The organism is Halomonas sp. G11, assembly GCF_001663515.1.
Classification (GTDB): Bacteria; Pseudomonadota; Gammaproteobacteria; order Pseudomonadales; family Halomonadaceae; genus Vreelandella.
Map to the genome: position 1 here is coordinate 45,806 of NZ_LYXG01000009.1, position 18,400 is coordinate 64,205.

Consider the following 18,400-nt stretch of genomic DNA (forward strand, 5'->3'; position numbering starts at 1 on the left):
TTTAATGGCCTAATGCAATCCAGTACACACGATGAGAAGAACTGCTATCGGCGATATATTTAGTTAGTTTCATCATGGTTAGTGTTGGCAGCGAACCATTCCCGTCAGAGGCAATTGCAACAGTTTCTCCGGCAGCATTGTTGTCGTTCAGGTCGCCAACTGTTACTGCTAAAATGGCGTTTGGAAATGCAATAGGGTAAGTGACCGTGGATGTGTTTCCCACGGAGCTAATCCCCCATTGCAAAATGAGACCTCCCAACCAGCTCGGCATAACCAAATACCCTATCTCGCTGATGTCATAGCTAACCCCCCACCTTAGCTTTTTCGGTGTTATCACCGTGTCATCGCTTTCCCCAGCTTCTGCCTGTTCCTGAGTTGCCACCTTGAGCATGCCAGCGACACTTTCAGTCGCCTGCTTTACCCAGTTGGTTGCCCAGGCTTTGAGCTTTTTAGGCGTGACGAACCTGATGTCGCTTTCGCCTTGATCGACGGTAGATTGATCGGCGGCGCGATCATCCAGCATCGCCTTAACGCCTGACGGCTTCGCCGCACGGTCGTCCCGCTGGCCATCCAGGTGTTCTTGCTTGGTGGCAAACTGCACGAACCCTTTTGCCGTGGTGGTAGCGTCCGGGTGGTTCCGGCTGGCGATGTGGGCCTCGATCTCCTTATCAACATACTCCCGGGTGGCCAGCACGATGCTCGGGTCGACCTTGAGCTCCACGTTGGCGGTGTTGCTCAGGATGAGGTGCATGCGAACCACTTGATTACGGCCAGAGCCTTGCGCGAGCAGGGGCTTGTAGCTGGGTGGGCAGTTGGCCACGGCAACGAAGTCGCCATCCTCGTCTTCAATGCCCAGCTCGCGTATCCACCAGCCACCAATGTTGGGCGGCAGCACCACTTCGGCAATCAAGATGCCAGGGTTATCAGGGTCGATGGATAGCTGGTTGATGGCGGCGCGGTGTACCTGGTTAACCAACTGGGTCTGGTCAGCGTCGGGCACCGGGTCGCTTCCGTTGGCATCGCCCAGCAAAAGGTGAGTGAGCTTCCAGGGCGTTTTCAGGGCATTGGCGTTGGCTTGCTTGGCTTCCCCAACGGTGGTGAGAAAACCGCCGAACGTAGAGTTTTCATCAATCATGGAGGTAGACATCCAGCGTGTCGTGGAACAAGGGGGTGAGCGCGTGCGTAGTGAGGCACTGCACGTGCAGGTCGGGCGTTTGCCAGGGCAGTACCTCGAGGGTGTCGCCATCGAACATGGCTACACCCACATGGCTGGTAACGCGGGTGCTCAGGGTGATATCCAGCCCGGTAATGTGGCGGGTGAGCGGCTTGGCATCGTCGATCAGCCGCTCGAGCTCCTGATACATGGCATCGGTAATGCCGTTATCCAGCACGCCGATGCGCAGCGAAAACGTGCCGCGTTGGCCCGCTGGTTCGGTTTCCCACCACTGGACCACCTCGAGCAAATACCCGAGCGGCTCGACCACCCGGCGCAGCGCGCTGATGGTGCCTTTGCGCTTGTGCACCGCCCAAGAGGCGCTGACCACGCCGCGCTTGGTGGCGGTGGACCAGGCCGGGTCCCAGCGGTCGACGCTGAGCGCCCAGGCCAGATAGGGCAGCAGATGGGCGGGGCAATCGTAGGGGTTCCAGAGTTGGCGAAGTGGTACCGGTACGTCCTGAATTTCGGCCAGCGCCTGGGCGGCGGCGCGTTCCAGTGGCGTGCTGTTGGCAGGCAATAAGGGGCGGCGTTGGTCAGTCATCGCTGCCCCCGATGCGCAGGCGTTTATCCGTGCAGCGGGCCGCCTGGGTGGGCTCGATGATCAGGTGCACGGCGGGCTTGATCAGGTTGACGTGCTCGACCCCTTCAACATGCAATGCGGCCTTGATCGCATCGCGGTAGATGCTGACCCCCAGGCGCCGACGTTGGCGATGTTGGGCTTCAATAAAGCGCGCCAGGCGGTTGTTGGCGGCGTTGAGAATTGGCTCTTGGGCGGTGTCGGCGTCGTCGTACAGCTGCAGCTCGGCGTCGATCTCGTAGTCAATGATCTCGGCGGATTGCACCGTGACCCGGTCGCCCAGTGGGCGCACATCTTCCGGCGTGAGGGCGGTCTCGACGATATCCAACAGGTCCTGGCTGGCGGTGCCGTCGCCTTCGCGAGATAGAATAATCACCAGCGCCTCACAAGGCTCCGGTGAAAGGGCGCGGGCATCGGCGACACGGCCATCCGCCGAGCGGGCGTGAAATTCATAGGCGCCGCGTGGTCCGGCGATGCTCAGGCCTTCCCACGCTTCCTGGGTGCGCAGGCGCAGGTCGGTGTTGCGCTCGTAAGTCGGCGGGATGGGTGGTGAGGCGTCGGGGTCGCCGGGATCGATCATCAGCCGTTCCACCTCATTGTTAGCGGCTAGGTGATCGAGGTCTTCATCCTCTGCGTAGGCGAGCATGACGCCGCGAGCGGCTTCATTGACGCGTTGGCGTAGCAGCAACTCCCGGTAGGCGTTTTCTTCCAGCAGTTTGACCAGCGGCTCGGATTCCAGCGTGAGCAACTCGGTGATCGTTTCGCGCTCTTCTTCGGGGTAGAGCGCAACCAGCCGGGCCTTGCGAGCAGCGAGGATGGTTTCAAAATCCAGCGGCTCGATCACATTGGGCGGCGGCAACTGGGAGAGATCGATCGGCGTGCTCATTGGATGGGCACCTCCATGTCGAACGTCTCACCCGTGGCCACCTGCTGGGCGGTAATGCTGAGGGTTAACCGGCCTGGTCGAGTGGTGCTGACCTGGCGGGTGATGTGTTGCACGCGCAGGCGCGGCTCCCAGGTCATCAGCGCGACCACGGTGGCGGAGTAAACGCGGAGTACCGTGGGGCCGTTGAGCGGCTGGTCGATCAGCTCCGGCAGTAGCGAGCCGTAATTGCGGCGCATGACCCGCGAGCCTAGCGGGGTGGTGAGAATATCCTGCACCGACTGCACCAGGTGTTGGCGTTCATTCAACTGGCGGCCGGTGGTGGCATTCATTCCGGGCATGCTATTGCACCTTGTACGTGCCGGAGGAGCTGCCACCGGTGACCGGCACGGCGGCATTGCTCTGAATTTCATCCACCACCGCATTGGCGATCGCCTCCGCCATGCGATTCACCCAGCTGTGCTGGCCCGAGGCGGTCGCGCCCTGGGCCTGCATTTCGCTGACGATGCGGTTTTTGAGCTGGGATTTGCTGAGCGCCATTATTTGCCTGCCTTGACCGTTGAGCTGCCATCGCCATGCGGGTTGCCGGTGAAATGGCAGATGTGCTGCTGCGTGACCACGCCGGTGCCCTGGTTGTGTTTGATCAAGGGAGCATCGACCGTGACGGTGCCCGTGGCTTTCACCTCAATGGGCCCTACGCAGTTGATGAACAGCCGGTGCTTGGCATGGTCGTACTCGACCCGCGAGCCATCGGGCAGCCAGCGGCCGATCACGTCGGGGTTGCTGGAGGGGGTCGGATGCGCGTTTGAGCACAGTCCGGCCAGCACCACCCCGGCAGCGGGGTCACCGCCGGGGGAGAACACCATCACCTGCTCGCCCACCGTGGGTGGATTCCAATCCCGGGTAGTCCCGGCGCGGGCTTCCAGCCACGGCAGCCAGTCGGTCAGCAGTGCGCCCGCTTTGACGCGTACCCGGGCAGCGGCGTGATCCACCTCGGCAATAGTGCCGGTGCGGATCAGGTTGTGGAGCAGGCGGAGAAGTTCGGGAATATTCATGCCGCTATCGTGCGGCGGCAGGCGTTGAAGGCGAAGCGGTGGCGGGTGTGAGTGGGGTGTTTTACACCGAGTCCAGATGGGTAAGCACCGAATCCATAATCAGCTCGTGATCCTGGTGGGTAAAACCCAGCAGCTCGCGCTGGGCGTACTCGACTCGAGGGCCATTCCGGCTGACGCGGTCGCGCAAGCCGTATTGGTGGGTACGGGCAATGCGGGCGATGTTGCCGAAAAAGCCGACCATGGCAGTGTCGTTGCGGGCGGTGGCCTTGAGCCATCTGGCGGTGGAGAGCTTGCTGAACATGGCGCGGCGGCGGATGTGGCCTTGTTTGGCCCGCCACGTTTGCGGCTTGCGGGGTGCGTAGGGCGTGCCATCGGGGTTGGTTTGGGCGCGGATGTGATCGCGCTGGCTGCGGCGAAGATCCCGCGCAACGCGTTGGGCGAGTACCCGGCGCTGTTTGACATCCAACTGGGCCAGCAGCGGGCCGACCCAGTCTTCCAGGGCGTCCAGGTTATCCGCCATTTGGATCTTTCCATTCGGCGGCCAGGGTGTAGTCGGTCTCAGTGTCGCTATCGCGCATCAGTAGTTGCCAGCGGGGGCTTGGGCAGCCGGTGACCTCAAAGCGAGGCAGGGCGTGATCGACCTTGATCTGGCCGGTGTCACAATCCACCTTGGCGAGCACCCGTTCTGTGAGTTTGACGCGCAGGGCGACGTCCACCGATTGATGGCTGAGGATCTCGGCTTCAAAGCTTAGCGCCTCATTGGGGTCGGCATCCGGCTGGTATTCGGCCAGCCATTGAAGCAACGGCACAATGACGGTGTCGAGATCCGCGCTGAAGTCGGTGAGGACCAGTTGGGCGGTGAACTGGTATTCGTGGGTGAGGTTTGGGCCACGGTGAAACTCGATACTGCCTTCTTCCACGAAGGTGAGCAGACGTTCGGGATCGTTGGCGAGTGCAGGCACCGCGTTAATCAGGTGGGCGCGTAACCGGTGCAGCTTTTTCATCGGCATCCTCGTGGCAGGCAATGATGGCGTCGACCTCGGCGGCGCACTGCGCCCAGGCGGTCTCGGTGCGTTCCAGCTGCAGGTGCAGCTCGCCGTTCGTTTGCGGGTTACTCGCGGGCAGGCTGCAGGGGCTGGGGATCGCGCACTGATTGATGGTAAGCACCGGCGCCGGTGACGGCGGGGCGCTTGCGCAGGCGGATAACAGCATCAGGCAGGCGAGTGCCAGCCCAGGCGCGTAGGGCTTGGTTTTCACGTTGCAGCTCCTCGATGGTGGCAAGGCGGTTGGAGGCGATGCGGGTGAGCGCTGCCTGCTGTTTGGCGAGCGCGCGGCGCTGGTTGGCTTGCCGGCGGGCGTTATCCCATAGCGAGTCGATAATCATTTGGTGTTGGGCTTCGCGCTGCTGGGATTCGGCCAGGCGTTGCTCGGCGAGATCGGCCCGGGCCTCGGCGGCGGTACTGCGTTGCCAAAGCGCCCAGGTCACCAGGATGACCAGGCCGAGGATGACAAGCGCGGCGGTCAGGCGGGTCATGGCGTTGGCTCCTCTGTTTGCTTGGCGACTTTCACCCCGGCCAGGCACAGCTCGCGCTCGGTGGCGCGGCGGTTCACCAGGCCTTTGAGCTTGCGGCCCTGGGCGTAGACCCAGCGGGGTAGCTCCTGACAGGCGCCGCGCAGGTCGCCCTGGTTGAGCTTGCGCAGGAGGGTGGAGCGGGCAAACGCGCCTTCGCCGACGTTGTAAACGAACGAGGCCAGCGCGGCCCGGGTAGGGGCTGGCAGTTTGATCTGGGCGTGGCGGTCAACGGCGTCAAAAGCGTGCCCGAGATCTGCCTTTAGCAGCTCGGTGCATTGCTTTTGGCTGAGCGTTTGCCCCATGCGGGCGGTGGCGGTGTGGCCATAGCAGATGGTCGGAATACCCACCGGGTCATGGTAGGCAGTGGGCTCGTAGCCTTCGTAAAACGACACCACGGCGGTGGCGATACTGACGGCGCCGGCGGCAAGGCTGACGCCAATACGTGTTTTAAGACCCACGGCGGTTCTCCCAATATTCACGCAGGCGGGTGATGTAGCGCGGTACCAGCAGGCCGATTTGCAGGGCGAGGTACAGCAGCGTGAGCACCGTGACCCAGTCGGCCGGGGTCATGCCGCCAACGTGCATCATCGAGACCACGGCGGGCGGCGCGGCCTTGGCACTTTCGGTGGTGATTTCAAAGGGCTGGCTCATGCGGGCCTCAAGCAGATGATTGGGTGCGCGTCAGCGGGCGCAGCAATGTATTAGTCCCACAGCCGCACGGTTTGGCGGCGGGGCGGAGCGGTGGCGTTGGGCAGCTTGACCGGTGTGCCCTGGGGCAAAGCGGGGCCGAGGTCGGCTAGGCCGGGGTTGGCGGCCAGCACCTGTTCGGTAATGCCTTGGGTAAACCCCACGGCGCGGTAGCAGAGGGCATCCAGGGTTTCGTTTTGGCGAGCGTGAAGCGTTTTCATATCAGCTCGACCGTGCTGTGCGGGCGGCCTTCGATCTCGCTGATCGCCCAGGCGGCATCGCGCCGGTAGCTATCGGCGGGGTCGGCGAGCTGTTCGCCGCGCTCGCGGGCGCTGTTGGTGGCGTCATAGTCGGCGTAGCGCTCTATCAGGCTGGCGTGGGCGGTGGAGAACACGGCGCGGAGATAAAGGCCGAGGAAAACGCCGGGGGCCTGCCAAACGGGGACGGGGATGTCGTCTACCGTGGGATAACCCGCGTCGACCTTTTCCGCCTGCCAGTGGCGCAGCATGCGGTTCACCGTAGCCATGGCGGCCAGCAGCGCGCCTTCGATGCGGGCGCTGGTGATGGTGCTATCCAGCCGGTGGCGTTCGCGGAAGTCGCTGGGCGGAATGTCCGGCCAGAAGCCGTTGTTCTCGATGGTGCTTTCAGCGGTGTCGCGGGTGGTGCCTGCCGAGATAAAGCTGCTCATCGGTTCCCTCTATCAATAAAAGGGGGTGGGCGGCGTTCGAGCGGCCGCGTTAACACGCTTGGCTCTTACGTCGCGCCCCCTGACGTCGGCGGTCGACTCGGTTGGCCGCTAGCTCGAAGGCTTCGCGGCAGCGTTCTGTTTCAGTTCTCGTTCCAGGCGTTCGAGGTCTTTCTTCACGCCAATGCGCTCGTTGAGTGACAGAGCACGTTCCAGAGTGGCCTGGGCATTTTCCAGCTGGCCATTGGTGCGTTGGGCGTAACCCAGGGCCTTGTGGAGCTTGGCGCGGATCTGGTCATGCATATCCGCCTCGCGGGTAAGCGCTTCGACGCTGACCAGGTGCTCGAGGAGGGCGACCGTATTGGCGTCTTCGTCGTCCAGCTGTTTGAGGGCCTGGTCGGCGACTTCCTCAGCGATGATGGCGGCGGTACCACGCTCGAACTGATCCGGCGGGGTGAGGCCGTGCGTGATCGCATAGTGGGCGATCGCGATGGCCCCGGCGAGGTCGCCAGCGTCGATACGCCAGAGCATGACGCGCATCAGCACGTCGTCCTGGGCGCCTTGCCCGGCTTCCAGCACGCCGGTGACGTACTCGGCGTACTTGGGCAGGATCTCGCGCTTGATCTCGGCTTTGCGCTCCATCGACTGGGTGGATTTAAGGCGGCGATAGTCTTCAAACAGCGCGGCCTGCATGAGCTCGTAGGCTTCGCCCTGCATGGGTTGGTCGCCCGCATCAGCGGCCGCCTGGGCGGCGCTGACGCGTTCAAAGTGGCGGCGGGCTGGGCTGGTCATGACTACTCCTTGATACCGTTTCGAGCCGCTTCAGAGAGCTCAATGTTTTCCACCAGGCAGCCCGCGCCGAAGTCCTCCACCACGTAGGCGTCGTTGCTTGACTCGTAGTTTTCGATGCGGTTGCGCTTGGGATTCTCGGTGACATAGCGACGGCGGGCGCCGTTCTGCCAGTAGACCGAGAGGTTATCCAGGGTGGTGACCATTAGCGCGTTGTCGGGGAAGAAGGGCACGTCTACACCTTGCAGTCCGCCGATGCGTTTCTGGCTGATGACCATGTCGGCAGCCATTTGCTCGCTGGGCGGTAGCTGGTTGAGCAGCGGGAAGTACTTATCGGCCATGAGATTGCGGCCAAGGATGACTACCAGACCCGGCAGACGGCGGAACCAAGGGTCGATCAGGCAGCTAATAATGTCGTATACCAGAGCATCTAGGGTCGCGTAGTCGCCTTTGATGCCATCGATATTGCCATCTGTATCTTTGGTAGGGGTATGGTCGATCAGGATCTTCCCGTTGGTTTTACCATCTTTCATGACGCGAGCGGGGGCTTGGGTACGGTAGTGCTGCAGCCAGCCGATGTTGACGTCTTGCAGAAGCGGGTTGGCGACCGGATCGGTTTGCGCGGCGGCGGAGGTGCCATTGAAGCCAACCATCATGCGGTCCAAAGCCTGCTGACGAACGATCACATCGCGCACCATGGCCTGGAAGTTGGGGAACTTGGCCCAGGCATCCAGCTTGTTGTAGCCCAGGTGGGTGTCGAACTCGGTCATTCGGCACTCGTAGCCTTGAGCGTCCAGAGTCGTGAGGTCGCGTGTGGTGCGATCCTGGTTGTTGACGTTGGTGCGGGCGGCGATGGGGCCGGTGACGCCGAGGGCGAGTTTTTCGCCTTTCAGCTCATCCACGCCCACCATGTTGATGCGCGATAGGAAGTCGCTGGCTTCCTGGATGCGCTTTTCCAGCCGCTGCTGAATGGTCGGGTCGACGGCGAATTTCTGGGTGGCGTCCGGGACGCCGTTGAGCTTCGCCACCTGGCTGGCGAAGTTGTTGAAGTGCTTGCGGGTATCGTTGCGCATGGGCGTGGGCGTCTCTTAGCAGTCGGTTTCGATGGTGCCGTCGTTGCCGGTAGCGGGCGTGCGCGGCGAGCGGGTTGGGGTGTTGTCGAGCTGGGTGTAAAGCGCGTCGAACTCTTGCTTCAGCGTGTCGTGGGCGCTTTTGAGCTCGTTGAAAGCGGCCTGGGTGGGACGCTTTTCGAGCGCTTCGCTCAAGGCCTGATGTTTTTCCACGAACAGGCCAAGGGTGTCTTCCAGCTCGGCGCGGAAGGCGGCGAAGCCATCGGCGGTCTTGGCATCCTGCTTTTTGAACAGCGCCTTGACGCGCTCGGCCAGCGTTGGGCCTTGCTCTTGCTGTTCTTCGCTGAAGGTGAGGTCGACTTCTACCGCTTCGGAGAAGACGTTATCCGGGCGTTGTTTTCGGGCGGCCAGCGGGGAGTTTTTGCCTTCCTGCGCGCTGAACTTGAGCATCGAGGTGCCCAGCGACGCGGGCGAGTCGGTGACCGCCAGGCCCACCAGGTAGGGTTCGCCAGAACCGGCAAAGTCGAGGTCGACTTCCATGGAGGTATAGATTTTCTGGCGCTTCTCGACCATGGCCTTGAGATCGTCGGTGGGGTCGATCTCGGCGAACAGGCCAAGCTTGCCGTCGTCGCCTTCTTCCGCCTTGAGCGCGGTGACATCGCCATAGGCTTTGAAGGGGCCGTCCGGCAGGATGCCTTTCATGTGCTCCATGTTGATCCGACAGCCGTACTTGGCGGGATCGAAGTTGGCGGCCATTTGGGTGAGCCATTCGGCGCTGATGTTGCGGCCATCGGTGGTGGCGCCTTCAGTTGCAATGCGATGCCAGGGCATGGGCGGGCCTCGGTGTCTGAAAAAGGGTCTGGGCGTTTTGGTTGCCGTCAGGTTCCGCGCACATGCCTTTGCGCTCAACACGTTACGGGTGTGAGTAGGGCGACTTACACCGAGCGGGGCAATCGTCGCCTCGCCTGCGCGGGTACGCTGGCGGCATGACGCCTCAAGCCCACATCGACGACGATCACTACCGCTTATCTGCCCGCCATCTCTATTGGATGGGGTGGCGGATTGCGCGTATTGCCGAGTTTCTAGAGCTGCCCCGGGCCACCGTGGATTCGTGGAAAAAGCGCGATGCCTGGGACGACGCCACGCCGACCCAGCGGGTGGAAGGCGCACTGGAAGCACGCCTGGTGCAGCTGATCTGGAAGGATCAAAAGGAAGGTAAGGACTTCAAGGAAATCGACCTGCTGGGCCGCCAGATCGAGCGGCTCGCCCGGGTGCACAAGTACCAGGGCAGCGGCAAGGAAGCCGACCTGAACCCCAACATCGAGCGCCGCAACGAAGCGCCGAAGAAAAAGCCCGCCCGCAACGATGTGGGCGATGAAGGGGTGATTCAGATTGTCGAGGCGTTCGAGGCCTCGCTGTTTGATTACCAGCGCGGCTGGTACCGGGCGGGTCAGCATGAGCGCATCCGCAACCTGCTCAAGTCGCGGCAGATCGGTGCGACCTGGTACTTCGCTCGGGAAGCGATAGCGGACGCCCTGGAGACCGGGAAGAATAAGATATTCATGAGCGCGAGCAAGGCGCAGGCGCATATCTTCCGGCACTACATCGTGCAGTTCGTGAAGGAAGTCACCGGCGTTGAGCTCAAGGGCGACCCCATCATTCTCGCCAATGGCGCCGAGCTGCACTTTCTGGGTACCAACGCCAAAACGGCGCAGGGCTACCACGGCGATACCTACCTGGACGAATACTTCTGGATTCATGGTTTCGAGACGTTCCGCAAGGTGACGTCGGGTATGGCGATGCACAAGAAGTGGAAACAGACCTACTTCAGTACGCCATCCTCTGTGGCCCATGAGGCGTACCCGTTCTGGACCGGTGACCGGTTCAACAAACGCCAGAAGAAAGCCGACCGGGTGAAGATCGATGTGAGCCACGCGGCGCTGAAGGATGGGGCGCGCGGGCCGGATGGCCAGTGGCGACAGATCGTGACTATCGAGGATGCCATTGCCGGGGGCTGCGACCTGTTCGACATCGATCAGCTGCGCCTCGAGTACAGCGACGATGAGTTCGCGAACCTGCTGATGTGCGAGTTCGTGGACGACACGCAAAGCGCCTTCCCTTTGGCGATGATGCAGCGTTGCATGGTGGATAGCTGGGATGCCTGGCGAGATCTGAAGCCCTTCGCGCCAAGGCCTTATGGTGAGCACCCGGTATGGGTGGGCTATGACCCGGCGGGTGATGGTGAAGACGGCGATGGGGCAGGCTTAGTGGTCGTGGCGCCGCCTAAGTCGATGGACAGCAAGCACCGCATCCTGGAACGCCACCGCCTCAAAGGGCGCGACTATGAAGCCCAGGCGGAATTCATTCGCAGCGTTACCCACCGCTATAACGTGACCTTTATCGGCATCGATACCTCGGGCCTGGGCGAAGCCGTGGCCCAGCTGGTGGCGAAGTTCTTCCCTACAGTGACTCGTTACCGCTATACCCCGGAAATGAAGTCGCGCCTTGTCATGCAGGCGCAGCAGATCATCAACAAAGGCCGCTTGGAATTCGATGCGGGATGGGTGGATCTCGCCCAGTCGTTCATGGCGATCCGCCGCGAGCTGACCGCCTCCGGACGCCAGATGACCTACACCGCCGGGCGCAATAACCAAACCGGCCACGCTGACTTGGCATGGGCCACCATGCACGCCTTACACAATGAACCCCTTGATGGCCCGGTCGATTACGGCACGGGCCGTTCCCTGATGGAGATGTTTGGATGAGCGATTCGCTGGCGGAAAAGCCTCGGGTGCGCGTGCCCGCCTACGATGTGAACGAAACTAGCGAGACGCCTAAACCCGCCAAGGCAGAGGCGTTCAGCTTTGGCGAGCCGACGCCGGTGATTGATGGCTATGACTTTTTCTATACCGGCTGCTGGATGCTGGGTAATGAGTGGTACGAGCCGCCGGTGGACTTCCCGGCGCTGTCCCAGACCTACCGCGCCACGGCGCACCATGGCTCGGCCATCCAGGTGAAGCGCAATATTCTGGTGCGCTCGTTCATTCCCCACCCGCTGCTAAGCCGCCAGGCGTTTAGCGCGCTGGCCACTGATTACCTGGTGTTCGGCAACTGCTACCTGGAGAAGATCTACGGCCGGTTGAACAGGCTGCTGGCCTTGAAGCCGGCGCGGGCTAAGTACGTGCGACGCGGGGCGGATCTCAACCGCTACTTCTGGGTACCCAACTGGTCGGAGCGCAGCGAGTTCGACGAAGGCAGCATCATCCACCTGTTGGAACCGGACATTAACCAGGAGGTGTATGGCGTGCCGGACTACCTGGGCGCGCTGCAGTCGATCTACCTCAATGAAAACGCTACGCTGTTCCGCCGCAAGTATTACCTCAATGGCTCCCACGCGGGCTTTGTGATGTACGTTTCTGACACGGCCCAAAACCAGGAAGACATCGACGCCATGCGCGCCGCGCTCAAGGAATCGAAGGGCGTCGGCAACTTCCGCAACCTGTTCCTCTACAGCCCCAACGGCAAGAAAGACGGCATCCAGATCATCCCGATCTCTGAGGTGGCCGCCAAGGACGACTTCGCCGCGATCAAGAACATCACCCGTGACGATCAGCTCGCCGGCCACCGCATCCCCCCGCAGCTGATGGGCATCATCCCCAATAACACCGGCGGCTTCGGCGACGTTGAAAAAGCCGCCAAGGTGTTCGTCACCAACGAGCTTGAGCCGGTGCAGGCGGTATTCAGCGAGATCAATGACCTGCTAGGGGAGGAGGTGATTCGGTTCAAGGAGTATTCACTAGACCCACAATAAAAAAAGCGCCTGGCATGGCCAGGCGCCTATCGCTCGTTTCATCCCTAAAAACAGTGGGAGCGTCCCGGCCCCGCAAGCGATACCGACTACTGTACATCAATACTGTATATATAAACAGGTATCAAGGATGATGAATCGACCAATTTTGCCTTGGATGGGCGGCAAGCGTCGCTTGGCTAAACAGATCCTACCGCTCTTCAAACCGCACACCGCCTACGTGGAGCCCTTCTGCGGCGGTGCTGCGCTCTTCTTCATGAAAGCGCCAAGCAAGGTGGAGGTGATCAACGACGCGCATGGGGAGTTGGTGAACCTCTACCGCGTTGTGAAGCACCACCCGGATGAGCTGGTGAAACAGTTCCGTTGGGGGCTGATCAGCCGGGAAGAGTACCTCACCCAGAAAGAGATCAACCCACGCCATCTGACCGACATACAGCGGGCGGCGCGTTTCTTCTACCTCCAGAAGCTGGCGTTCGGCGCCAAGGTCAGCGGCCAGTCGTTTGGCACCTCGGCGGTATCCCCACCGCGTATGAACCTGCTGCGGATTGAAGAAGATCTCAGCGCCGCGCACCTTCGCCTGGCGCGAACCGTGGTAGAGCACCTGGACTGGGCGGAGTGCATCAAACGTTACGATCGGGAAGGCACGCTGTTCTACCTCGATCCACCGTACTGGGGCACCGCCGGCTATGGAGATGACTTCCCGCTTGAGGAGTATTACCGCATGGGGGAGCTAGCCCGAACAGGGCAGGGGCAGTTTGTGGTCAGCGTCAACGATACACCCGAAATGCGTGATGCCTTCGCAGGCCTATCCATCCAAACCACTGAAATTCGGTACACTGTAGGACAGCAGGCAACAGAGCCTCGTGGGGAAATGATCATCACGAACCGGTAGGCCTGAAGCCAGCCAACGCAAAGCCGCCCCAATGAGGGCGGTTTCTTATGTTGACGCTTAAGGAGTCCATTCATGCAGGAGCTTATTTTAAGTTTGATTTCTCGGTTCTTCAGCCGTCAGCGAAATCTCGATTATCTATATGATGCACTTGAGGAATACACAAACGACAAACGAAGCCTTGCTAAACAGCTTCGACTTGAAGCTGCTTTTTTCAAAGCTTTCAAGAAGAAGGCTTCCGCAAAATTTATCGAGCGCTTAGCTCAAAGTGAATGGGGGCCGTTAGAGGCTCTGAGTGTATTCGGACGTACATCAGTGGCTGCAAGATGTGACTTTGATACGCATCAATTAAGGCTCGCCAGTCGTTGCTTCGCTTTTGGCAGTGGCAGTCGCTCGGTTGCTATCTCGTTGGTAAGCTTTATATTTTTAGTATTAGGAATGGCAATCACATTTGCTGGGTTTGTCCTAATGTACTGGGCTGTTTCGCAGGTCTATTTAGCAGGAGGATATGAAATATTAAAAGAAGGCATCGAAAAGGGTATAGATGTCTTTGCAGTCGGTAGTGCTGGGATAGCAGCCACTGTATTTGGTGCCTTCCTTACTTATACGGGCTGGGATCTGGCTAATGCCTTAGAGAGTGAGGTCAAAGTTTTAAAACTATATGAGGAACTCAACCCAGGTTCCTAGCACTCCATACCCACGGCGCGCCGTCGACTCCCCGCCCCGCCTGCGCGCTAAACCTGTTTGTTTTTATGCACCCATGCACATGCCGCAAAGCTGCGCCGCAACTAGGGTTCACGGCCTGATTGCGAGCGCTCGTTCTCATGCGGAATCCTGCGAATTTCTTCACAAAGCGGATGGTAGTGACTCAGGCGGGCTGGGGTGCTCTCAGAACTATGGGGGCCGTCGGAAAAAGGTAATCTAGGTGATTTGGCTGTTTTTTTGTGCGTAACTAAATGATTTTAAACGATATATAGGTTACCTCTAAAAGGTAATAAAAGGTGATGTAAAAGGTAATCTTTCCGTAAGATGTTGATAATTAATGATTTTAAGAATTGATCAATTCACCTTATAAAAAGGTAATGTGGTTACCTATTGATCACCTTTTTATTACCTTTTGAACAACTATTTTAATGCTCATTATTTCAATGTCTTATGGCATATTTTTGAGTTTGGTTACCTTTATTACCTTTTTCCGAGACCCCCAAACATTCTGACGTACCCTCCACGCATGATGCGCACGCACACGCGTCATGTGCGTATTTACCAAGGAAGGTAAACAGAGCAAAAGCCTGATTGAGTTGGCACAATTTTGGTACTTGTTCTTTACGAGAGGCTTAACGGCGGGGTTTCGTTCTAATCCATCATCGGGGCCACAGAAAACCGGCGTGCCGCGTCTGCTGGGTTAACGTTCGTCATATCAATCACTTGCATACTCGGTATGCGGTATAAAGACACGCCCTGAAACAGGTGTAAATGATACACCGCCGCGGACGCATAGTATCGGGGTTTATTGGTGTGCGATTGTACGCAAAAAAGGCCATTCAGCCCAGAGCGAAGACCGACTCTCAGCGTGGGTGAAATCGACGTCGGGTCAATGGTGTTAGGTTCGGCTATGGGTTAGGCTTTTTATATGAGTGAAACAAGCGACCGCTTGATAACGACTGGGAGAAGGTAATGGAATTTGTCGCTATATTGGCTGGTTTAGCCGTTATGGTTATCGGCTGGGTTTTGCTTGTTAGGTCCATGAAGATTAATGGGCGTCCCATGTGGTGGCGTCACTTTGCTTCAGCTTCATTTTCGCCACTGACCTTTGCCGGGGGATCGTTGATAGTTGGTAGCTTTTTGGGCGTGACCGACCCAGATGGCGAGACATGGGGCTTTGCGGGTGTTATTGCTGGTTTATTGGTGCTATTACCGGTGTCCATCACTTTGGGGGTTTCATGGGGTGCTGCGAAACGGAAGCAATTAAATCGCCCTCCTGCGGGTGATAACCATACGTAGCCAAAGCCAAGAGCAGGCCGACAACCTAAGCTTTCAACCGGGCCAGCGGCTACCAACAAAGAACCAGACTTAGCATCTGATGCATTAGCATCGATAGTGGCGTTTTCTGGTCTCGCCATGGCATCCGATAATCCTTTCTTCGATCAGTGGCTTATTTCTCTGTGTATGTGGCAGGGGAGTGATAAGCTGGCGGCTATGGTGGTCGAGGAGCGGATATGCATCAAATGAAGACAGGTTTCAGGCTAACGTTGGTTGGCATCATGTTATCCACCATGACACTGCTTGTTGGCTGTGGTGACGGGGATGGGCAGGCTGCGGACGAACAGGCCCGCGAGACGGCAGAGGCGGCAGCGCAAGAAGAAGCAGCGAGTCGCGAAGCGCAGGCGCAGAGCGAACCGGCCGAGGACGTAGAGCCGTTGGATGTTCGAATTCTTGTCTCGGCGTCGATTGGTTCAGACCGTCGCTTGCAGGTTGAGGGTGAGACCAACCTGCCCGATGGCGCTCAGGTGCAGGTGATTGTCGAGCGTGAACTGAGCCGCGTGCGTTGGCGCGAGCGGGTCGATGTTGAGCAAGGGCAGTTTGTCGCGGGGCCCTTTGGCCCCGGCAGTGGTTTACCGGACGGTGGCTATAGTGTCAGGGTGGAGTTGTCCGAAGCCGCCGTTCAACCCAGAGCCGTGCAGCAGCGCATCGGTGAAAAAGGGGAATATCTGACGGGGGAGCTGGTCACTCAATCCCGCCATGGTCTGGGTCAGATTGCCACTTACACCACACGTTTTATGGTCGGCAACCAGCCCAGACAGTCGCGGGGGGACGCAGAGTTACTCCAGACGCCATGAAATGCCCTTCAGGCGGAGCGCCAGTGCGCTAACAGTACGGCTTGAATAGTGACGTCGCTGGTCGCTTTGCTTAACTGTTTAAGATGCAGTTTATCGTCCTGCTCCACCAGGTACAGGCCGCTCTTGTGGAAGACGTGGGTGGGGCCCAGCAGGAGTAGGTCGCCCGGCTTGGCCGGTGCAAAGTCGCTACCGGGGCCCGGTGTCACCATGATGCAGGGAGCTTTCCAGTTGGCCTTGAGCGGTAAATGATCAGGCACGGTCATCGCCGTTGACTGCACCTGCTCCCAGGGTAGTGGTCCTTCGTGGCTGAGCGTCAACAAGAGTGGGGCGCTGTCACCCTCAAGCAATGTGGCGAGCGAGCAGTCCAGGGATTCGGCCAATGCCACCAGACGCTCATGGCCGATTTGCTTGATGGCCCCGGACTCCCAATAAGAAATGGTGACATCCGATACGCCAACTTTACGTGCTAGGGCAGCTTTGTTGAGCTTGGCCCGAAGTCGCAGTTGCTTGATACGTGAGCCTAGCGATTCCATTTCGTTTTCCTGTCGATGAGCGGCGTCGCTCGTTTAAAAATGTCCATCAAAGCGATGGCGTTAAAATAGGTTCTCTGCTGAAAATGAGACCTGGATTCCGCTGATCAGCGCTACGACATACTAAGCGATTGTGCAATAACGCGCATTTTTTTCCAGACAACGTTTATTTAACCCCGTATCTGACGCTTTCTGGCGGAAGTCGTTCCCTACGCGATGGTGTTGGTTAAGCACAGGGTGCGTATAATATCGCCACGCTTTTTGCCAAAAGGACGCTCCAATGACCGTACGTACCCGAATTGCGCCATCGCCGACGGGAGATCCCCATGTCGGAACGGCGTATATTGCGCTGTTTAATCTATGTTTCGCACGTCAGCACGGCGGCCAGTTTATCCTGCGTATCGAAGACACCGATCGGGTGCGCTCCACGCCAGAATCGGAACAGATGATTCTTGATTCGCTGCGCTGGTTGGGCCTTGAGTGGGATGAGGGCCCGGATGTGGGTGGGCCGCACGGTCCGTATCGGCAAAGCGAGCGTGGCGATATTTACGTCCAATATGCCCAGCAATTGCTGGATGAAGGACACGCGTTCAAGTGTTATCGCACCAGCGAAGAGTTGGATGAGCTGCGTGAGGCACGTAAGGCTGCCGGTATGCAGTTAGCCCTAAAACCGGCTGATCTGGCGTTGGATGAGGCCGAAGCGGCGCGTCGGGCGGCAGAAGGCTGGCCCTTTGTGGTGCGGATGAAGGTGCCAAGCGACGGCGTGTGTATAGTCGATGACATGCTCCGTGGCAGCATTGAAGTGGACTGGGCGCAGGTAGACGCCCAGATTCTGCTGAAATCGGATGGCATGCCCACCTATCACCTGGCCAATGTGGTAGATGACCATTTGATGGGCATTACCCATGTGCTGCGGGGTGAGGAGTGGATCAATTCCGCCCCCAAACACCAGTTGCTTTACGAATATTTCGGTTGGGAGATGCCGCAGCTTTGCCACATGCCGCTGTTGCGTAACCCGGATAAGTCGAAGCTTTCAAAGCGCAAGAATCCCACGTCGATTAATTACTACCGCCGCATGGGCTTCCTCCCCCAGGCGGTGACCAACTATCTGGGTCGAATGGGTTGGTCGATGCCCGACGAGCGCGAAAAATTCAGCCTTGCGGAAATGATGGCGGCCTTCGATGTTCAGCGTGTCTCCTTGGGTGGGCCGGTGTTCGATCTGGAAAAGCTGACCTGGCTGAACGGGGTCTACATTCGCGAAGACCTTGATGACGACGGGTTACTGATGGCACTGCGTGAGTGGGCCTTTAATGAGGACTATGTAAAGCAGATTCTGCCGCAGATTCGCCCCCGTATCGAAACCCTTGCACAGGCTACGCCATTGGCAGGGCATTTCTTTTCCGGGCTGCCCGAGCTGAAAGAACAGGACTTCGACAGCGTCAAGTTGGAAAAAGACGAGTTGGTGAAGCTGCTGCAATTCCTGGTCTGGCGTTTTGAAGTGGTGCCAGCGTGGCACAAAGAAGCACTTCTTGAAGAAGTGAAGGCATTGGCCGGGCACTTTGATTTGAAAATGAAGGCTTTCCTGGCACCTGTGTTCATCGCCATTACCGGTAGCGCCACCAGCACCTCAGTGATGGATGCGATGGCGATTCTGGGCTCAGACGTCACGCGAGCACGGCTTCGTCATGCGATCGAGGTGTTAGGCGGTGTTTCCAAGAAGCAGGCCAAGCGTCTTGAGAAAGAGTTTCGCGATCTATAAAAACCGTCCATTCTCACGGCCATAATATTTTGGCATTTT

25 protein-coding genes are annotated in these 18,400 nt (G+C 59.0%); 7 read left to right on the plus strand and 18 right to left on the minus strand.

The features are described 5' to 3' along the window. Position 1: 1 nt before the first annotated feature. The 17 genes from ADS46_RS05045 to ADS46_RS05120 form a co-directional block, all read right to left on the minus strand. A complete protein-coding gene (locus ADS46_RS05045) occupies positions 2–1,135 on the minus strand; it encodes a phage tail protein (RefSeq protein ID WP_066317131.1) in 1,134 nt (377 codons plus the stop codon). Next, complete coding sequence (locus tag ADS46_RS05050) at positions 1,128–1,757, minus strand: phage tail protein I (protein ID WP_066317132.1); 630 nt, start codon at positions 1,755–1,757, stop codon at positions 1,128–1,130. The genes ADS46_RS05045 and ADS46_RS05050 overlap by 8 nt, the downstream gene beginning before the upstream one ends. After that, positions 1,750–2,679 carry a baseplate assembly protein gene (locus tag ADS46_RS05055; protein ID WP_066317133.1) on the minus strand — a complete coding sequence of 310 codons (930 nt, stop codon included), beginning with the start codon at positions 2,677–2,679 and terminating at the stop codon, positions 1,750–1,752. Before ADS46_RS05055 ends, ADS46_RS05050 begins: the two co-directional genes overlap by 8 nt. Continuing rightward, entirely contained in the window at positions 2,676–3,017 is a 342-nt protein-coding gene (locus ADS46_RS05060; protein WP_066317135.1) for a GPW/gp25 family protein, read from the minus strand. The genes ADS46_RS05055 and ADS46_RS05060 overlap by 4 nt, the downstream gene beginning before the upstream one ends. 1 nt (position 3,018) lies before the next feature. After that, positions 3,019–3,216 (minus strand): hypothetical protein, encoded by a 198-nt coding sequence (locus ADS46_RS05065; RefSeq protein WP_066317137.1) that lies wholly within the window; start codon positions 3,214–3,216, stop codon positions 3,019–3,021. Next, positions 3,216–3,731 carry a phage baseplate assembly protein V gene (locus ADS46_RS05070; RefSeq protein ID WP_066317139.1) on the minus strand — a complete coding sequence of 172 codons (516 nt, stop codon included), beginning with the start codon at positions 3,729–3,731 and terminating at the stop codon, positions 3,216–3,218. Before ADS46_RS05070 ends, ADS46_RS05065 begins: the two co-directional genes overlap by 1 nt. 61 nt (positions 3,732–3,792) lie before the next feature. Then, positions 3,793–4,251, minus strand: coding sequence for a phage virion morphogenesis protein (locus tag ADS46_RS05075; RefSeq protein ID WP_066317141.1), 459 nt, complete (start codon positions 4,249–4,251; stop codon positions 3,793–3,795). Then, entirely contained in the window at positions 4,241–4,735 is a 495-nt protein-coding gene (locus ADS46_RS05080) for a phage tail protein (protein WP_066317143.1), read from the minus strand. Before ADS46_RS05080 ends, ADS46_RS05075 begins: the two co-directional genes overlap by 11 nt. Then, a complete protein-coding gene (lysC, locus tag ADS46_RS19155; RefSeq protein ID WP_420706095.1) occupies positions 4,698–4,943 on the minus strand; it encodes an Rz1-like lysis system protein LysC in 246 nt (81 codons plus the stop codon). Before lysC ends, ADS46_RS05080 begins: the two co-directional genes overlap by 38 nt. Next, positions 4,843–5,265 carry an Rz-like lysis system protein LysB gene (lysB, locus tag ADS46_RS05085; RefSeq protein ID WP_066317147.1) on the minus strand — a complete coding sequence of 141 codons (423 nt, stop codon included), beginning with the start codon at positions 5,263–5,265 and terminating at the stop codon, positions 4,843–4,845. The genes lysC and lysB overlap by 101 nt, the downstream gene beginning before the upstream one ends. Beyond that, the gene (locus tag ADS46_RS05090) at positions 5,262–5,762 is read right to left on the minus strand and encodes a lysozyme (protein WP_066317149.1); all 501 of its coding nucleotides are present in this window, start codon (positions 5,760–5,762) and stop codon (positions 5,262–5,264) included. The genes lysB and ADS46_RS05090 overlap by 4 nt, the downstream gene beginning before the upstream one ends. After that, positions 5,752–5,955 (minus strand): hypothetical protein, encoded by a 204-nt coding sequence (locus ADS46_RS05095; RefSeq protein WP_066317153.1) that lies wholly within the window; start codon positions 5,953–5,955, stop codon positions 5,752–5,754. Before ADS46_RS05095 ends, ADS46_RS05090 begins: the two co-directional genes overlap by 11 nt. A 50-nt stretch (positions 5,956–6,005) precedes the next feature. Beyond that, positions 6,006–6,212: a tail protein X gene (locus tag ADS46_RS05100; RefSeq protein ID WP_066317157.1), complete on the minus strand. Its 207-nt coding sequence runs from the start codon at positions 6,210–6,212 to the stop codon at positions 6,006–6,008. Next, complete coding sequence (locus ADS46_RS05105) at positions 6,209–6,679, minus strand: head completion/stabilization protein (protein ID WP_066317159.1); 471 nt, start codon at positions 6,677–6,679, stop codon at positions 6,209–6,211. Before ADS46_RS05105 ends, ADS46_RS05100 begins: the two co-directional genes overlap by 4 nt. Positions 6,680–6,787: 108 nt before the next feature. Beyond that, the gene (gene gpM, locus ADS46_RS05110) at positions 6,788–7,468 is read right to left on the minus strand and encodes a phage terminase small subunit (protein WP_066317161.1); all 681 of its coding nucleotides are present in this window, start codon (positions 7,466–7,468) and stop codon (positions 6,788–6,790) included. A gap of 2 nt (positions 7,469–7,470) precedes the next feature. Further along, positions 7,471–8,538 (minus strand): phage major capsid protein, P2 family, encoded by a 1,068-nt coding sequence (locus tag ADS46_RS05115; RefSeq protein WP_066317165.1) that lies wholly within the window; start codon positions 8,536–8,538, stop codon positions 7,471–7,473. Between the two features lie 15 nt (positions 8,539–8,553). Continuing rightward, positions 8,554–9,366 carry a GPO family capsid scaffolding protein gene (locus tag ADS46_RS05120; RefSeq protein ID WP_066317167.1) on the minus strand — a complete coding sequence of 271 codons (813 nt, stop codon included), beginning with the start codon at positions 9,364–9,366 and terminating at the stop codon, positions 8,554–8,556. A gap of 155 nt (positions 9,367–9,521) precedes the next feature. On the opposite strand from ADS46_RS05120, the gene ADS46_RS05125 reads away from it, so the two are divergent. The 6 genes from ADS46_RS05125 to ADS46_RS05150 all read left to right on the plus strand — a co-directional run bounded on the left by ADS46_RS05125 (position 9,522) and on the right by ADS46_RS05150 (position 16,072). After that, the gene (locus ADS46_RS05125) at positions 9,522–11,300 is read left to right on the plus strand and encodes a terminase large subunit domain-containing protein (RefSeq protein ID WP_066317169.1); all 1,779 of its coding nucleotides are present in this window, start codon (positions 9,522–9,524) and stop codon (positions 11,298–11,300) included. Beyond that, on the plus strand, positions 11,297–12,346 hold the full coding sequence (locus tag ADS46_RS05130) for a phage portal protein (RefSeq protein ID WP_066317172.1): 1,050 nt from the start codon (positions 11,297–11,299) through the stop codon (positions 12,344–12,346). Before ADS46_RS05125 ends, ADS46_RS05130 begins: the two co-directional genes overlap by 4 nt. A gap of 127 nt (positions 12,347–12,473) precedes the next feature. Then, positions 12,474–13,235: a DNA adenine methylase gene (locus ADS46_RS05135; RefSeq protein ID WP_156524477.1), complete on the plus strand. Its 762-nt coding sequence runs from the start codon at positions 12,474–12,476 to the stop codon at positions 13,233–13,235. 72 nt (positions 13,236–13,307) lie between these two features. Beyond that, positions 13,308–13,919, plus strand: a complete 612-nt coding sequence (locus tag ADS46_RS05140; protein WP_066317174.1) for a hypothetical protein — start codon at positions 13,308–13,310, stop codon at positions 13,917–13,919. 990 nt (positions 13,920–14,909) lie between these two features. Beyond that, positions 14,910–15,236 (plus strand): hypothetical protein, encoded by a 327-nt coding sequence (locus tag ADS46_RS05145; protein WP_066317176.1) that lies wholly within the window; start codon positions 14,910–14,912, stop codon positions 15,234–15,236. A 215-nt stretch (positions 15,237–15,451) separates the two neighbouring features. Continuing rightward, positions 15,452–16,072, plus strand: a complete 621-nt coding sequence (locus ADS46_RS05150) for a hypothetical protein (protein WP_066317178.1) — start codon at positions 15,452–15,454, stop codon at positions 16,070–16,072. 8 nt (positions 16,073–16,080) lie between these two features. On the opposite strand, the gene ADS46_RS05155 is transcribed toward ADS46_RS05150, so the two are convergent. Further along, positions 16,081–16,605, minus strand: coding sequence for a helix-turn-helix domain-containing protein (locus ADS46_RS05155; RefSeq protein WP_066317179.1), 525 nt, complete (start codon positions 16,603–16,605; stop codon positions 16,081–16,083). Positions 16,606–16,882: 277 nt separating this feature from the next. Between ADS46_RS05155 and gltX the strand changes: the two genes are divergently transcribed. After that, entirely contained in the window at positions 16,883–18,361 is a 1,479-nt protein-coding gene (gene gltX / locus ADS46_RS05160) for a glutamate--tRNA ligase (RefSeq protein ID WP_066317182.1), read from the plus strand. Positions 18,362–18,400 lie beyond the last annotated feature (39 nt).

What these genes read in the sequence shown, in the direction of transcription:
- ADS46_RS05105 (WP_066317159.1), bottom strand. Translation starts at nt 6,679, where the DNA reads ATGAGCAGCTTTATCTCGGCAGGCACCACCCGCGACACCGCTGAAAGC.
- lysB (WP_066317147.1), bottom strand. Translation starts at nt 5,265, where the DNA reads ATGACCCGCCTGACCGCCGCGCTTGTCATCCTCGGCCTGGTCATCCTG.
- ADS46_RS05150 (WP_066317178.1), top strand. Translation starts at nt 15,452, where the DNA reads ATGCATCAAATGAAGACAGGTTTCAGGCTAACGTTGGTTGGCATCATG.
- gpM (WP_066317161.1), bottom strand. Translation starts at nt 7,468, where the DNA reads ATGACCAGCCCAGCCCGCCGCCACTTTGAACGCGTCAGCGCCGCCCAG.
- ADS46_RS05125 (WP_066317169.1), top strand. Translation starts at nt 9,522, where the DNA reads ATGACGCCTCAAGCCCACATCGACGACGATCACTACCGCTTATCTGCC.
- ADS46_RS05135 (WP_156524477.1), top strand. Translation starts at nt 12,474, where the DNA reads ATGATGAATCGACCAATTTTGCCTTGGATGGGCGGCAAGCGTCGCTTG.
- ADS46_RS05155 (WP_066317179.1), bottom strand. Translation starts at nt 16,605, where the DNA reads ATGGAATCGCTAGGCTCACGTATCAAGCAACTGCGACTTCGGGCCAAG.
- ADS46_RS05070 (WP_066317139.1), bottom strand. Translation starts at nt 3,731, where the DNA reads ATGAATATTCCCGAACTTCTCCGCCTGCTCCACAACCTGATCCGCACC.
- ADS46_RS05060 (WP_066317135.1), bottom strand. Translation starts at nt 3,017, where the DNA reads ATGCCCGGAATGAATGCCACCACCGGCCGCCAGTTGAATGAACGCCAA.
- ADS46_RS05130 (WP_066317172.1), top strand. Translation starts at nt 11,297, where the DNA reads ATGAGCGATTCGCTGGCGGAAAAGCCTCGGGTGCGCGTGCCCGCCTAC.
- ADS46_RS05115 (WP_066317165.1), bottom strand. Translation starts at nt 8,538, where the DNA reads ATGCGCAACGATACCCGCAAGCACTTCAACAACTTCGCCAGCCAGGTG.
- ADS46_RS05140 (WP_066317174.1), top strand. Translation starts at nt 13,308, where the DNA reads ATGCAGGAGCTTATTTTAAGTTTGATTTCTCGGTTCTTCAGCCGTCAG.
- ADS46_RS05095 (WP_066317153.1), bottom strand. Translation starts at nt 5,955, where the DNA reads ATGAGCCAGCCCTTTGAAATCACCACCGAAAGTGCCAAGGCCGCGCCG.
- ADS46_RS05100 (WP_066317157.1), bottom strand. Translation starts at nt 6,212, where the DNA reads ATGAAAACGCTTCACGCTCGCCAAAACGAAACCCTGGATGCCCTCTGC.
- ADS46_RS05065 (WP_066317137.1), bottom strand. Translation starts at nt 3,216, where the DNA reads ATGGCGCTCAGCAAATCCCAGCTCAAAAACCGCATCGTCAGCGAAATG.
- ADS46_RS05050 (WP_066317132.1), bottom strand. Translation starts at nt 1,757, where the DNA reads ATGACTGACCAACGCCGCCCCTTATTGCCTGCCAACAGCACGCCACTG.
- ADS46_RS05120 (WP_066317167.1), bottom strand. Translation starts at nt 9,366, where the DNA reads ATGCCCTGGCATCGCATTGCAACTGAAGGCGCCACCACCGATGGCCGC.
- ADS46_RS05145 (WP_066317176.1), top strand. Translation starts at nt 14,910, where the DNA reads ATGGAATTTGTCGCTATATTGGCTGGTTTAGCCGTTATGGTTATCGGC.
- ADS46_RS05075 (WP_066317141.1), bottom strand. Translation starts at nt 4,251, where the DNA reads ATGGCGGATAACCTGGACGCCCTGGAAGACTGGGTCGGCCCGCTGCTG.
- ADS46_RS05055 (WP_066317133.1), bottom strand. Translation starts at nt 2,679, where the DNA reads ATGAGCACGCCGATCGATCTCTCCCAGTTGCCGCCGCCCAATGTGATC.
- ADS46_RS05080 (WP_066317143.1), bottom strand. Translation starts at nt 4,735, where the DNA reads ATGAAAAAGCTGCACCGGTTACGCGCCCACCTGATTAACGCGGTGCCT.
- lysC (WP_420706095.1), bottom strand. Translation starts at nt 4,943, where the DNA reads ATGCTGTTATCCGCCTGCGCAAGCGCCCCGCCGTCACCGGCGCCGGTG.
- ADS46_RS05045 (WP_066317131.1), bottom strand. Translation starts at nt 1,135, where the DNA reads ATGATTGATGAAAACTCTACGTTCGGCGGTTTTCTCACCACCGTTGGG.
- gltX (WP_066317182.1), top strand. Translation starts at nt 16,883, where the DNA reads ATGACCGTACGTACCCGAATTGCGCCATCGCCGACGGGAGATCCCCAT.